Genomic DNA, 14,734 nt, shown 5'->3' with positions numbered 1-14,734 from the left:
TTAAAATTCGATTTGTAAATTCAATTTATACGTTTGCGATTCTGTGCGACGTTTAAAGCTAATACAGTTCACTATCATGGTAGATCGTGATTAATCTTGGAGATTTTTAAGACCTTTATATTCGATAAATTCAACGACATTGTTATCTGGATCACGAATAAATAAAGATGTACCTGTCGGGTGTGTCATTGGTTCTGCACTCAACGCAATACCTAACTCGCCAAGCTGACGTATTGTTAATTCAGCATCTTCAACTTCAAGCGCAACATGGGTGTAACCAGTATGTTTTGTTGCGATATCCATTAATATATTGGTAGCCATGTCACCTTGCGCAGGTTTCACCGCATTTAAAATAAAATTAATGTTAATACCGCTTGGATGCTCAACAATAGCAACAGGCTCTGGTCCACTCGGCCCTGTAACATACTGGAAACCAAGTTTTGCATAAAAATCTCGTGAGGTTTCAAAGTCACCCACGCGTAAACCAATATGATTAACTCGTGTAAGTCCTAACATCACATTCTCCTAACTGCTTATGTCGTTAATAAACCGTATCGCTGTATAAACTTGATGAGTTAATAATAGAGTAACCATAACAAAAGATTAATAGCATGAATGGGAAATGATTATTTCCATATGACTCTTAATTGGCTAAGATGGGCGTTATTCACATACTAATAGAAAAGGATTTAATTTGGCTTATAACGCGCAATTACTTAACGGCATGGTTATATTTGTGGAAATCGTCAATACCGGCAGCTTTACCCTAGCCGCTCAAAGTAGTGGCCACTCTACTTCCTATATTAGTAAAGAAATTAACAAACTAGAATCGAGACTTGGCGTGCGCCTCATGCACAGAACGACTCGCTCACTACGCCTAACGCCCGAAGGTGAGATCTACTTTCTACAATGCCAGCAGATAATAAGTGATGCAGAGCAAGCAGAGGATACCCTAAACGGTCGTCAACTAGAGCCAAAAGGCACGTTACGTATCAGCTGCCCCACCAGCTTTGGTAACTCGCGAATGCAGACCATATTCTCACGCTTTCTAAACCTCTACCCTCAAGTTAACCTCGAGTTAGATTTAGATAACCGCAAGGTCGACATGGTCACAGAGGGCTTTGATGTACTCATTCGAGGCTCTGCGCAGCTAGACGACTCAACATTCATCAGCAAGAGAATATTCAGCTCTCAAGGTGTCACAATAGCATCACCGGGTTACCTGCAACAACATGGCACGCCGCAAGTGCTAGCGGACCTTGCGCAACATAAAATCATTAGTTACAGCAACTTGAAACAACCTAATACTTGGTCTTTAAAACATAACTCTGGCCAACAACATCAGATCCAAGTAGAAAGCAGAGTACTCACCAACAGCTCTGAAATGGAGCTGTCTTTATGCCTTGCTGGTCATGGCATTACCAGAATGCCACGCTTCAATCTTGGTGACGAAATAGAAACGGGAAAATTAGTCGAATTGTTTCATGATTATCAACATCAGGAAATCAATGTCTACTTGATTTACCCTAGTCGTAAATACGTCTCTTCAAAAGTAAGGCATTTTATTGATTTTGTCACTGCAGAATTAAAACAAAACTAGAATAACGATATAAAAATTCATATAAAGTGCCATATAAAAAACAAGCGCCATATAGGCGCTTGTTTTTATTATTAAACAAAGATAGCCAGTATTACTTGCCTACTACCTCAGGTATTTTTAAGCGATGTAACATGCGATAAAGTACAGGTACCACGAGTAAAGTCAGTACAGTCGCAAACCCTAAACCAAACATAATGGTCACCGCCATTGGCTTAAAGAATACATCAGGTAGTAACGGCACCATGCCTAATACCGTTGTGATCGCCGCCATACAAACCGGACGAACACGGCTCACTGCAGCATCAACAACCGCTTCATATCTTTCTTTACCACTGTGGATCTCAATCTCAATCTGATCAAGTAATACGATACCATTTTTAACCAGCATCCCTGACAGACTTAAGAAACCGAGTAACGCCATGAAACCAAAGGGCGTATTAAGGGCGAGTAGCCCCATTGTCACACCAATAATGGCCAGTGGTACTGTCGCCCAAACAATCACTGCATTTTTCACGTTGTTAAACAAGAAAATGGTAATTAAGAACATAAACAGATAACCCATTGGCATCGTCTGGAATAACGACGCTTGTGCATCAGCAGATGATTCATATTCACCACCCCATTCAAGCGAATAGCCCGGTGGGAAATCAATTGCTTCTACTAACGGCTGAATACGTTTTTGTAAGGTAGCAGCTGTTTCTTCACCTAATGGATCTGGGTCAGCAAATATGGTCAGCATACGTTTACGGTTTTTACGCACAACAATGGGGTCTTCCCAACGCACGTTAACCGCTAATATCACTTGCTGTAACGGCACATAACCTTTCAGCACGGGACTCCAAATCTTCATGCCCTCAATCGTACTGATATCCACACGCTCATTTTCAGGTAAGCGAGCTACAATAGGTAATAAACTCGTACCATCACGATAAATACCTACCGTTAAACCACTGAATGCCATTTGCAGTAAATCATCAACATCAGATTTAGTGATACCATAACGACGCGCCTGACTTTCATTGAAGACAGGTTCAATCACTTTGGTACGTTCACGCCAATCGTGACGCACATTAAATGCGCCAGGATCTGCACGCATAATATCGACAGTTTGCTGTGCTAAACCACGTAATACCGTCGGATCAGAACCAACCAAACGCGCTTCAATTTTAGCACCCGAAGAAGGCCCTAAGGCGATACGCTTGAGTTTGTATTCAATATCAGGATGTAGAGCGTCAAGTTTCTCACTCACTTCAGCCATCATCGGCATGACGTCATCGTAACTGTCAACACGAATAATTAACTCACCGTAAGACGCGTAACTTTTTTCTGGCGAATAAGTCAGCATAAAGCGCTGAGAGCCTTTACCTGTACTTGAAGAGACATGATCTACTTTTTCATTCGCGCTAACCATGACTTCAAGTTCACGCAGTTTTTCGCTGGTTGCTCGAATATCAGTACCTTCCGGTAACCAAACATCAACCATAAACATAGGCGTTGTTGATGACGGAAAGAATGATTGTTTTAATTGAGTGAAACCATACAAGCTAGCCACTAACATCAAAATTAAAGCAAACACAGTTGTCCACGCATATTTCATGCACGCTTCTAATACGCGTTTGTAAGTAACAAATACAATGCCTTTATACGGGTCTACATCTGCGCTATCCGCGTCAACTTTCATGCCTTTAAAGAACATGTCAGCAAAGAAAGGCGTAATTGAAATTGCAGTAAACCAACTTAACATTAACGAGATAAGTAAAACGGTAAAGAGTGTTCCTGTATATTCACCGGTAGAATCTTGCGATAAGCCAATTGGCGCAAATGCGGTAACAGCAATAACCGTCGCACCGAGTAAAGGCCATTTAGTTTGGGTCACAATATCAGTTGCAGCCTGCAAGCGAGTTCGACCTTTCTGGACCCCAATTAAGATACCCTCGACCACAACAATGGCATTATCCACCAGCATACCCAGTGCAATCACCAGTCCACCAAGTGAAATACGCTGTAAATCAATCGACATCAAGTTCATGAATACGAATGTACCCAATACGGTGAGTAATAAAATCAGGCCAATTAAGACACCAGAACGCAAGCCCATAAATAACAGCAGTACAATGATAACAATACCAATCGCTTGGCCAAGACTCACCAGGAAGCCTTTCACTGATTTATCAACTTCATCAGGTTGGCTGTAAACAGCATCGATATCAATACCAACGGGTTGTTGCTCTTTTAGCTCAGCTAAACGCGCATAAACGCCTTTACCCATTTCAACAACATTCACACCGGAAATAAACGACACACCGACATTCAGCGCGACTTTACCATTGAAGGTAACTAGATTATCAGGTACTTCTTTAAAACCACGGCTAATGGTCGCTACATCGCGTAAGTAAATAAGCCCTTGCGCACCGGTTTCGGTAATGATCAAATCACCCAGTGCATCGACATCAGTAAATTCGCCAGTTGGATGAATACGGATATATTCAGAACCCACTCGCATTGCACCAGCACTTGACACGAGATTTTGTGTTGCTAACGTATTGTAAATAGTCGATGGTGAAATACCTAAACTACTTAAACGTTGCATCGACATTTCAATAAAGACTTGTTCTTGCTGTACGCCTGTCACTGACACTTTACCAACGCCATCAACAAGTTCTATTTCTCGGCGTAAGTAATCAACGTAGTCATTTAGTTCTTTATAAGAATAACCATCACCCGTTATCGCCAGTAAAATACCGTAAACATCACCAAAGTCATCAATCACAGAGGGTTCAGCGACGCCTGGAGGTAAATGAGGTTTGATGTCATTCACTTTACGACGTAATTCATCCCATATTTGGGGTAAATCATCAGGGCCATAATTGTTCTTCATCGTCACAGTGATCTGTGAGAGCCCACGGCTAGAGATAGAATTAACTTCATCAACATACGTTAATTGCTGTATGGCTTTCTCTAACGGATAAGTCACCTCTTCTTCGACTTGTAATGGCGTAGCACCAGGATAAGAAGTAACAACCATTGCATCTTTAATCGTGAATTCAGGATCTTCTAATTGCCCTAGGCCGAAAAAGGCCATCGAACCGCCAATTAAGAAGATAAGAGTGAGCATCCAGCTGATCACTTTATTTTTAATAAAATAGGCTGCGATATCTTGTTTCATTATTGTCCAGCCTCTGTATTATTAGTTGAATGAGTCATCGATTTATCGAGTATTTTCACTGATTGACCTTCACGTAAACGATTACCACCGGCAACCACGACCTTTTCACCAACAGCTAAACCAGCGCTTAAACGCACACCATTGTTAACCACTTTCTCGGTCACAACTAAGCGTTTACTCACTGTATTATCACTATTTACAATCCAAACAAACTTCTGAGTTAAATTTAAATCATCACCATCTTCATTAATAATCGCTTCAAATGGGATAAAAGGTTCGTCTTGCTTATAGATCTTTAACTTCTGCGCATCAGCACGTACTTCAACTGCCATACCATCAAGAATAAATCTGTCTGCTGGCATCGGCATCGTTAGCGTGATCACGAATGAACCGACGTCAGGATCCGGTTCTGTGGTGAACTCTTTTAGGTGAGCATCATATTCATGGCCATCAGCGGTGATGATCTTAGCACCCGGTCTCGAATCTTCGATTTCAGTCGCAGAGCTTTTTGAATATATAATGTCTGGCGCTTGTAATTGAATATCAACTGTCGTTGAACTGTGAATATTCATCACCTGTTGGCCAACTTGTACATTTTCAAATTGCTGAATCGGCACATGTGAAATAATACCCGAGAAAGGCGCTTTAAGTTCGGTAAAGCTCAAGTTCAGTTTGGCAATGTCTAACCTAGCTTTAGCTATTCGACGTTGTGCTTTGAGTTCATCAAATTGCGATGGTGCAATATAACCTTGATCTACAAGTTTAGCCGAACGACGATATTGACTGTCTGCAATCGCATACTCCGCTTTCGCATCATCCACTTCTAAACGGTAATAAGTCGGATCAAGTTGCGCAAGAAGCTGCCCAGCCACCACTTGATCACCAGGGCGAACAGTAACCTTTGTTACCTCGCCTTGTAAGCGAAAAGATAAACTAGACTTATCCGCAGCAACGGCGACGGCAGGAAACGATAACCTCGCCGAATCTTCAGCAAGCTGAACTGTCGTCACTTCTACTAACTGTACTTTTTGTCTTGGCTCTATAATCGGCTTGTCACAGCCTTGTAGTGCGGTTATCACACCAAGCGCCATCACGATTGAGGGAAATTTATTCATGTTACAGTCCTCGTTCCTTGATCCAAGATCTTACTTTCTGACCTTCGCGTAATTCGTTAACGCCAGAGATTGCAACATTGTCACCATCATTCAGACCTTTAGACACACGTCCATTTTCATCTAATTCGATTTCTCGTTTATGAGCAATGCCTTGATCGTCGATCTGCCATACATAATAGGTATCACCTTTTTTCATCAATGCTTGTGGTGATAACGCTCCTGCACTCCCTTTTGGCAGTGCGATACGGACAGCACCAGCCATACCAGGCAAGATATTTTTACCTTCAGGGCGGTTCATGAACAGAGTGACTTTATAACTGGAATTTGTCGCATTTGCTTCAGTATCAATTTCTTTAAATTCAGCAGGGAACTCTTCACCAGGGATAGTATCGAAAATAACGGTTGGGCTGCGACTGTAATCATTATTAAATCGAGCAAGTAATTGCTCTGGTAATTGGAAGGTAATGTTGATGATACCAGCGCGCTGAATATGTACTACAGCTTCTTTTGCCATGACATATTCATGATTTTCTTTCAATGATAACGATAAAGTACCGTCATAGGGTGCCACCAAGGTTGCATAACTTAAGTTAGACTCTTGCTTACTTAAGGTTGCCTGAGCTTGATTACGCTTAGCTTTAGAGGTATCAAATGCGAGCTCTGAAACAACATTGGTTTTACGTAATTTTTCATCTCGTTTAAACTGCACTGAAGCAAGTTCATAATTAGCTTTGGCTTGTTCAACTTGCAGTGAAAATTCGTCTTGGTTCAAGCTAGCCAGCTTTTGCCCTTTAACCACGTTTTCACCCGGGTTCACATCCATCGACGATAAAACACCTGAAACTCGAAATGCGAGAACAGCTTTATCTCCCGCTTCAACAACACCTGGGAATGTTCTGAAGGTGTCTTTAATACCAACATCCACCGTTTGTAACTTAACAGGTCGAGAATCCGGTTCCGGAATGACGACTTGTTCTTCACTGCAGCCAGAAAGTAGCAGGCCAGCAACAACCGTGGTCGCTATAATTCCCTTCATATAATCACCCTAATAATGTGCTGTTTATCTACCGATTCATATTTATGTATAAACAAGTCAAGTTGTCTGAATAGACGTTTACTCAACTATAGCCTTTAAAATAGTATTTACAATGACTTATCTCTTATATGCTATATCGCAGGCAATAAAGTCCATCTAAAAGTAATAATCATTCCAAAGACAGACAATGATTAGAGTCAATAGTTCTATTATGGCGAGACGTTTAAAGGGAGGAGGAATAAATGACGAACAATGAGTTAAATAGATAGCGAATAGCATATAAAATAGACGGCAACCTACATTGCCTTATTTATTGATGAGCAGAGAGTTAACAACCAGAATCTTCAAAACCAATGACAGGTGAAACGCCATCAATCTCCAAATTGGCATAATAAGCAAAACAACTGCCGAGTACATAGCCGTTCGGCCAAAAGAACACGATATGTCCAGAAGTGACCTCATCAATTTGCGGCTTGTTGGTATATGCTCGGTTACCAAGAATACAAAACTCTGAATCATCACAAGGTACAGTTAACCAATTTGGCGTCCATGTCGTACTCGGTAGATCCATATTCAGTAAATGGCGCATTTCAGGGGCCGATGGTTTAGGGAAACCGTTAACGAGTGTGATTTTATTCCCGTTATAATCGACTTCTGTTTCAGCATTATCAATTTCCTTTCTCGCATTGACAAAATCCATCGCGCTTTTCAATGTGCCACTGATATTCTGAACAACGGCACGGCTAGCATCGTGCTGAAGATTAATAAACTTAGGGATCGCAGTCGCCGCCAAAACGCCTAATACAATGATGACGATGACGAACTCAATTAATGTAAAACCGTAATTATTTTTCATATAGAACAACTTATTCTAACTTCATCAAAAATGTATTATAAATTTTAAGAGGCTACCGACACTTACTTAGCGCATCTGTAATTTGTTACATACTTTAACTTGTTAATAAAATAATTCAATACTCTAAAAGCGTAATATAATTAACGGTTCTTCATAGCACATCAATTAACGAGCAATACGCAATTCCATTGGCATATCTTTAATACCAATTGTTCATGTATCCCATCGATGTCATTTACCGTTACTTTTCTTAAAATCATCCCACCTCCCTATGATGATAAATAATATTTTAATTATAATTACTTACACGTCCTTTAATCAGTAATAAAATAAAATAACTACCGCCGATAATAGAAACTAAAATGCCAGCAGCTAACTGAGCGGGATACAATACCACTTGACCGAGCCAATCAGAGAACTGTACTAAAAAACCGCCGATCAAGGCACTCACAATAAGTTGCTGTTTAACACTTTTGGCACCTAACATGGCTGCCATATGTGGTGCGAGTAAGCCAATAAATGCAACCGGCCCCATGTTGGCAGTCACAAATGCGACTAACAAGGCTACCAAACAAAGCAATAGTACAAAGGCAACAGAGCCATTCAAACCACGTGAAAATGCCATATCTCTTCCCGCAGATATTAACGTTAGCCAGCGTGACAATGAAAATGCGACCAATAATAACAGCGTCACACTGATTGCAAGCGTAACCGACTGCTCGGCATTTACCCTATAAGTCGAGCCAGCCAACCAAACTAGAATGCCATAAACATCGTCATTGCCTCGCGCCAATGCAAATTGCACAAAGGCTTCAATTAAAGCAGTCAACGCGATACCTGTAAGAATGAGTTTAGGTGGTGAATAATCGTGTTTTTTACCAAGTAGCAGGATAATCAATAACGCCCCCATAGCACCAGAAAAAGCAACTAACGGGCCCGCTTCAAAAATGGTGATACCCCAAAACATACTAGCAAATACCAACGCAAAAATAGCGCCTGCAGATATTCCCAAAATATCAGGACTAGCAAGGGGATTATGGATCAGGCGTTGTAAAATAGTACCAGCAACAGCAAGCCCAGCACCTGCAGCTAACGATGTTAAAATACGCGGCCATCGAATAGACCAAGAAAATGCATCAGGCCATGAAAACGACCAGCAACTCTCTTGCATAACAAACAGGCTCGCAAGCAGTATCGAACTAACAAGACCAACCAATATCACCGTTATTACACGTTTTTTGAGATAATTAATACCTTGAGGTAAGCGAAATACCATTTGATCTTGCGCCTTTACTGCGCTGCGGCTAAACCAGATTAATGCAGGCGCGCCAATAACGGCAGCCGCCGTGCCACTCGGTATAAAATCCAACGTAAATTGACTTAACCAAACAGCTAAAGCATCAGTTAATACTAAGAATAAAGCGCCTAATAATAAGCTGTAACAAAGTTCATCCCGAGCCGTTCTCGCGCCTAAATACCGCGCAATATTCGGCGTTAATAAACCAACAAAACCGATCACGCCAACGGCAGTAATTGCCGATGAAACTAACCATACACCTAAAAGTAATAACAGCAAAAATTGCGGCATAATACTCAAACCACGGGCTGTTGCACCTTGCTGACCAATCCGCATTAACGTTAGCACTCTTGGCGCAGCCGCTAAAATGACGAAGCCAACGCACATTCTCGGGGTTAGCCATTGTACCCAATCCCAACCATTTTGAGCCAGATCACCCGCGCCCCATATGAATAAGTTTTTAGCATATTGATCATTAAGTAAAATAACGGCTGTCGCGAATGCACCAAGTAACAAGTTCACCGCCATACCAGCCAGAATAACAGGCAGGCCGGAAAGATTATTTATGCCGGTGATAAATAACACTAATGCCATTGCTGATAACGCGCCAACCAAGGCAAACATAGTATTACTTTCAACGCCTAAATCAGGGAAAAAAACAGCGGCTAATACCAGCGCCAACCAAGCACCTGATGATGTACCAAATGTGAGCGGTGATAACAGAGGGTTTTGTGTCAATTGCTGCATCAAACTGCCGACCAAGCCCAAACTTGCGCCTACTAACATAGCAACAACTAATCTTGGTAGTACAGCATAAACAAAGTCAATCTCAACAAATTCGAACGGTTCTAGGCCCGCCATTAATGCGTATTGTTTCGTGATCGTCATATCAGTTTGTAACTGTAACGATAAAAACAGCGCAAGCATAAGTGCCAGCACTGTCATTAAATACCTCAACATCTCTCTTCCCGTATAACAAATTATTTATGAGTAAACACTAAACAAACTAAGCACTACTGGTTTACGTTATCAGCCTGTTTAGGTGCTAACGCTAATAAACTCTCAGTTATAGCTTCTGCCGTGTACTTAATCGACATAGCACCACCATAGCTCCAGCTTGGCGCGACGCTATTAACACGACTGGCGCGTACGAAAGGCATCGAAGTCCATAATCGAGAACGTGATAATGCCGCTTCTTGCTCGAATGGTTCAAAGTACAATACGGTACCATCGGTGATCGTATGAAGGTCTGAAATACGCTTTTGGACTATTCCCCATTGAGTCGCAGGTAAATCTAAGGCAGGCTTTATACCGAGTTGCTTTAATGCATACTCAGCCATTGAATTACCACCGTAAAGGAATACAGATGTGGTACTTGCAAAGCGCATTGTGGTTACTGCTGGCAGGTCTCCCCCGTAAGCAAGTAGTAAGCGTGACTTCAATGCTTGGATCTTACTCTTCATCTCAACAAGCTTTTGTTCGGCAACATCTTGTTTATTCACCACGCCCGCTAAATAGCGGAAGTTATCTAATGCAGCTTGCGCATTATCGTGCGAGGCACTGAATGTTTGATAAAACAATACTGGCGCGATCTTCGCTAGCTGACTTTGTAAATCAGCCTGAGGAGATGCAATAATAATAACATCAGGCTTTAACGAGGCTATTTTTTCATAATTAGGTTCAACGCGCGTACCTATGTCTTGCACCTCATTAGGCACAGCTGGTTGAGCAACCCATTCTCTATAACCGGCAATATCAGGCATGCCAACCGGGACCACTCCTAATTCTAAAATCTGCTCAGCCAGATCCCAATTAAGCACCACGACTCGTTGTGCGTAGTGCGGTAGTGTCTTACTACCTTGGCTATCAGTTACCGTTACTTCGGCCTGTGAGTATAACGGGATTACGACCAATACTGTCGTAATAAATACTTTAATACATTGAATTATTCTTTGTCTTATTAACATACAACAGCAACCTTTTCGTCTCGGCTAGGGTGATCGATTAATGTAATTTCAGTGCCATATAAATCAGATAGGTTCTGGCTATCTAATAGCACGCTATGATCGCCAGTAAAACTCACTTTGCCTTGCTCTAATGCAACAACTTGCGTCGCAAACCTTAGCGCTAGATTAATGTCATGTAAGATGACTATTACCCCCTGTTTAGTTTCTTTGTTAAGCGATTTCAGCAACGACAACAAATCATATTGATGACTAACATCAAGTGCAGATGTCGGTTCATCTAAAATCAACACTTGGGATTGCTGTGCCAATAACATCGCAATCCATGCTCTTTGACGTTCACCACCAGACAGACTATCGGCAGTGTGCTTGCAGAAATGCGCAGTGTTGGTTTGTTGCATAGCCGTAGTGATAATATCTGAGTCTTGTTGGTTGTAACGACCAAATGTACCACGCCAAGCAAACCGACCTAATCGCACAAGCTCTTCAACAGTCAACCCTGCCACTTCAGGTAAACGTTGAGGTAAAAATGCTATTTTTTGCGCAAGTAATCTTGTCGATAACTCCGTCATCATTTGCGCTGAAAACTTCACCTGACCACTATCAGGCTTTAGTTGACCAGCCAACACTTGCGCAAGCGTCGATTTACCTGAACCATTGTGTCCGAGGATCACGGTAAATTCATTACTATCAATATAGAGGTTATCGATCGACAAGATGTCGCGCCCTTCACGGTTAACAACAACATTTTTCAATTCAAACATTTTTATCCTATTTATTCTTTGGGCAATTGGCACACAATTCACCATCGTCACGACGGTAATGCATGCAACAGCTAATTCGTTTAACTGACCATAAATTAGACTCAGGTTCTTTATAAAGCGCACTTAAGTGTTTATCTGGTAATTCGAGCGCTGAAAACCACAGCTTAGCTTGTTGATAGACATCTAAATCGGTTCGTAATTGCTGAAATGCAATAAGGTTAATCAATACGCTGTCAGCCAACAAATGCGCAACAAAACCAGGACGTAAACGATATTGCTGTGAAAACTGCTCCCGTAAAGCTGTAAAGAGTGATGTTAACTCACTGCCTGCATAATTAATTAGCGCCTGTAACTCACCAGTAAATAAGCAGTCTTTAGTCAAAGTAAACCCTGCAACTATGCCATCCCGGCCCTGAAATTGAGCGACTAAACTTAATTTAGGAACACCCTGTATGCCATAAGCACCGATGAACGCGAGGTATAATGGTTGCCATATCAGCATCGTCCAACCTCGCGTTAACCAATATGCAGCACCAGCCTCTGGATGTGCGTTTTTCCAATAATCATACAACTGCGTCATTGCCACTTGGTTGTTTAGCTGTGGATTAAACGGTGCTTTTTCTGGGCTTTCCAACACCCCTTTCAATAAAGGGGTGATAGATAAAGCAGTTTGAAAAAATTTGGCATAATTCACAGCCTGAATGTCAGCATCACGATCTAGTGACATGAGTTCTTCAGGCATTACATCTCGCTCCATTCACATGACGGGTTAAAAACTAAATTTAACATTGGCTGTAATATTACGTTCAGCTCCAAACCAACAATTGTTCGAGTCATAACAAGAGTAATACTCCGTACCAAACAAGTTACTCGCTACAACAGAAACACTTGAACCATCCAAACTATCGCTTAAGTAAGACAGATCATAAGAAATAGACATATCGACTAAGGTATAATCAGGTACTTGATCGGTATTAAGTGCATCAATTTGTGTTTCACCCACATAACGGATACCCGTACCGATAGTCGTACCAGCAGCCATTCCGTTATAAAGATAATAATTTAACCATGCATTGGCTGCATGCTCAGGCACCCAAATTGGTGTCTTACCCTCTAATCCAGTGTTATCTTCAGTCACTTTCATATCCATGTAGGTATAAGTCGTCGCAAGATCAATGTTGTCTGTCAGCATTATATTCGCTTCAATTTCGACACCTTTAGACTGCGTTTCACCCGTTTGAACTTGATCGTACGGTGAACCACTTGGATCACGCGTTAAGTCGTTCTGCTTGGTTATGTTGAACAATGACACAACAAAACGTTTGCTCATATCTGCAGATTCATACTTCAGACCTGCTTCCCACTGCTCGCCCGTTGACGGTACAAAAGCATTACCATGGCGATCGGCACCAACGACAGGTTCGAAACTTTGCGCATAGTTAACATAAGGTGCGAAGCCATTATCAAAGTTATACAAACCACCTAAACGGAACGCAAAATTATCTTGTTTAATGGCAGCTGCAGTATCAGTGCCTGAAACATGGTCTTTTGATGTCTGTTCATATTCATCATAACGACCACCAGCAATCACAACCCAATTACCTAATACCAACTGATCTTGTACATAAAGCCCAACTTGATTACTTTCTAAATCAAAGTCGGTGGTGTAAGTGAAATTAAGCGAACTACCGTCAATTTGTTGATGATTAGGATTAAACACATCAATCGATGGCGCACTCGCATCCTTATAAATAATACGCGAATCAAGTTGCTGATAGTCAAAGCCTAACAGTACATTATGCTCGAGTACGCCGGTATTGAAACTCCCAGAAATTTGATTATCGATAACAAAGCTTTTTGATTTTTCATCAGTAAGGTACGCATTACGACCAACGGTGCGCATATCGCTCTGCAACGCTGTGTTATAGGTATTTTCTTGGTAAGCATCCGCATCCATAAAGCGCGCATTCATCAAGAAAGCCCAGTTATTATTAAACTCATGGTTAATTTTATAACCGAGCATCAATACTTCACGCTCATAGGTATTCCAGTTTTCATCACCGGTGAAAGTACTTGAATCAAGCTTGCCATTCGGATTTGGTAATACACTCCCCGCCCCAGGTACTGACGTGTAAATGCCTGCAGATGGATCATTTTGATAATAAACATTGAAATTAACTAACGTCTTATCAGATACCTGCCAATCTACGGAAGGTGCAAATACATAACGCTCTTCTTCAGAGGTATCAGCTTGTCCCTCTTTCTTTCGTGCTAAAGCAACTACCCGATAAGATAGGTTTGAATCTGCAATCTGGCCGGTTGAATCAACTGAAATTTCTTTGTGGTCAGAACTACCACCTGTCATCGTCACATCGGTACGCTGTTCTTGCTGTGGTGATTTTGCAATAAGGTTAACCATGCCGCCCGGTGGGATATTGCCATATAAGACAGAGGTTGGTCCCTTAAACACTTCAACTTGCTCAAGTGCAATAGAATCAATTTGTGGTTGTAAGTTCCAGCCGTTAAACATCAACGGTAACCCATCATAAAAGTTCTGATAGTTAATGAAGCCACGAATATTAAATAAATCCAATCGAGAAACGGCCCCCCCTCTTAGTTCTGTATTAACAGCGGGTACGTATCGTAATGCCTCAGCAACCGACTGTACGCCTCGTAAATCAAGGGTTTCTCTGTCTACGTCAGTAATCGCTTGCGGTGTATCCATCGGCGCTAATGCCGTTTTGGTCGCGGTATTTCGATACGCTTTGCCAAAAACAGTCATTTTTTCTTCAGTACTATTGCTAGCAGTATCACTAGAGTTAGTACTATCGCTAATAGACTGTTCAGCAAATGCTGAACTAGATAAAGCGCAGATAATGGCAAACGCCACAGGGGATAATATACGAGTAGGCTGGTATAACATTCGAACTCCAAAT

The 14,734-nt window shown here is 41.6% G+C and carries 11 protein-coding genes; 1 reads left to right on the top strand and 10 read right to left on the bottom strand.

Annotated elements, in window-relative coordinates; all coding sequences use genetic code 11:
* Positions 1-90: 90 nt before the first annotated feature.
* Positions 91-516, bottom strand: a complete 426-nt coding sequence (locus JFU56_RS08160; RefSeq protein ID WP_198436782.1) for a VOC family protein — start codon at positions 514-516, stop codon at positions 91-93.
* Positions 517-694: 178 nt separating this feature from the next.
* Here JFU56_RS08160 and JFU56_RS08155 point away from each other — a divergent pair, with 178 nt between their 5' ends.
* Entirely contained in the window at positions 695-1,600 is a 906-nt protein-coding gene (locus tag JFU56_RS08155) for a LysR family transcriptional regulator (RefSeq protein ID WP_198436781.1), read from the top strand.
* A gap of 91 nt (positions 1,601-1,691) precedes the next feature.
* On the opposite strand, the gene JFU56_RS08150 is transcribed toward JFU56_RS08155, so the two are convergent.
* The 9 genes from JFU56_RS08150 to JFU56_RS08110 all read right to left on the bottom strand — a co-directional run bounded on the left by JFU56_RS08150 (position 1,692) and on the right by JFU56_RS08110 (position 14,721).
* Complete coding sequence (locus JFU56_RS08150) at positions 1,692-4,766, bottom strand: efflux RND transporter permease subunit (RefSeq protein ID WP_198436780.1); 3,075 nt, start codon at positions 4,764-4,766, stop codon at positions 1,692-1,694.
* Positions 4,766-5,881, bottom strand: coding sequence for an efflux RND transporter periplasmic adaptor subunit (locus tag JFU56_RS08145; protein ID WP_198436779.1), 1,116 nt, complete (start codon positions 5,879-5,881; stop codon positions 4,766-4,768). The genes JFU56_RS08150 and JFU56_RS08145 overlap by 1 nt, the downstream gene beginning before the upstream one ends.
* A 1-nt stretch (position 5,882) precedes the next feature.
* Positions 5,883-6,917, bottom strand: coding sequence for an efflux RND transporter periplasmic adaptor subunit (locus tag JFU56_RS08140; protein ID WP_198436778.1), 1,035 nt, complete (start codon positions 6,915-6,917; stop codon positions 5,883-5,885).
* Between the two features lie 328 nt (positions 6,918-7,245).
* Positions 7,246-7,773 (bottom strand): type II secretion system protein, encoded by a 528-nt coding sequence (locus JFU56_RS08135; protein ID WP_198436777.1) that lies wholly within the window; start codon positions 7,771-7,773, stop codon positions 7,246-7,248.
* Positions 7,774-8,062: 289 nt separating this feature from the next.
* Positions 8,063-10,030, bottom strand: a complete 1,968-nt coding sequence (fhuB, locus tag JFU56_RS08130; protein ID WP_242065917.1) for a Fe(3+)-hydroxamate ABC transporter permease FhuB — start codon at positions 10,028-10,030, stop codon at positions 8,063-8,065.
* Between the two features lie 53 nt (positions 10,031-10,083).
* Complete coding sequence (locus JFU56_RS08125; protein WP_198436776.1) at positions 10,084-11,037, bottom strand: iron-siderophore ABC transporter substrate-binding protein; 954 nt, start codon at positions 11,035-11,037, stop codon at positions 10,084-10,086.
* On the bottom strand, positions 11,031-11,798 hold the full coding sequence (locus tag JFU56_RS08120) for an ABC transporter ATP-binding protein (protein WP_198436775.1): 768 nt from the start codon (positions 11,796-11,798) through the stop codon (positions 11,031-11,033). Before JFU56_RS08120 ends, JFU56_RS08125 begins: the two co-directional genes overlap by 7 nt.
* 7 nt (positions 11,799-11,805) lie before the next feature.
* Positions 11,806-12,540: a siderophore ferric iron reductase gene (locus JFU56_RS08115; protein WP_198436774.1), complete on the bottom strand. Its 735-nt coding sequence runs from the start codon at positions 12,538-12,540 to the stop codon at positions 11,806-11,808.
* Between the two features lie 27 nt (positions 12,541-12,567).
* Positions 12,568-14,721, bottom strand: coding sequence for a TonB-dependent siderophore receptor (locus tag JFU56_RS08110; protein ID WP_198436773.1), 2,154 nt, complete (start codon positions 14,719-14,721; stop codon positions 12,568-12,570).
* Positions 14,722-14,734 lie beyond the last annotated feature (13 nt).

Source organism: Moritella sp. F3, assembly GCF_015082335.1.
GTDB lineage: Bacteria > Pseudomonadota > Gammaproteobacteria > Enterobacterales > Moritellaceae > Moritella.
Note: the sequence above shows the minus strand (reverse complement) of the source record. Positions and strands in the feature narration are given on the sequence as shown.

Coding starts and splice junctions, on each gene's coding strand:
- JFU56_RS08160 (WP_198436782.1), bottom strand. CDS start 516: ATGTTAGGACTTACACGAGTTAATCATATTGGTTTACGCGTGGGTGAC.
- JFU56_RS08150 (WP_198436780.1), bottom strand. CDS start 4,766: ATGAAACAAGATATCGCAGCCTATTTTATTAAAAATAAAGTGATCAGC.
- JFU56_RS08145 (WP_198436779.1), bottom strand. CDS start 5,881: ATGAATAAATTTCCCTCAATCGTGATGGCGCTTGGTGTGATAACCGCA.
- JFU56_RS08140 (WP_198436778.1), bottom strand. CDS start 6,917: ATGAAGGGAATTATAGCGACCACGGTTGTTGCTGGCCTGCTACTTTCT.
- JFU56_RS08135 (WP_198436777.1), bottom strand. CDS start 7,773: ATGAAAAATAATTACGGTTTTACATTAATTGAGTTCGTCATCGTCATC.
- fhuB (WP_242065917.1), bottom strand. CDS start 10,030: ATGTTGAGGTATTTAATGACAGTGCTGGCACTTATGCTTGCGCTGTTT.
- JFU56_RS08125 (WP_198436776.1), bottom strand. CDS start 11,037: ATGTTAATAAGACAAAGAATAATTCAATGTATTAAAGTATTTATTACG.
- JFU56_RS08120 (WP_198436775.1), bottom strand. CDS start 11,798: ATGTTTGAATTGAAAAATGTTGTTGTTAACCGTGAAGGGCGCGACATC.
- JFU56_RS08115 (WP_198436774.1), bottom strand. CDS start 12,540: ATGCCTGAAGAACTCATGTCACTAGATCGTGATGCTGACATTCAGGCT.
- JFU56_RS08110 (WP_198436773.1), bottom strand. CDS start 14,721: ATGTTATACCAGCCTACTCGTATATTATCCCCTGTGGCGTTTGCCATT.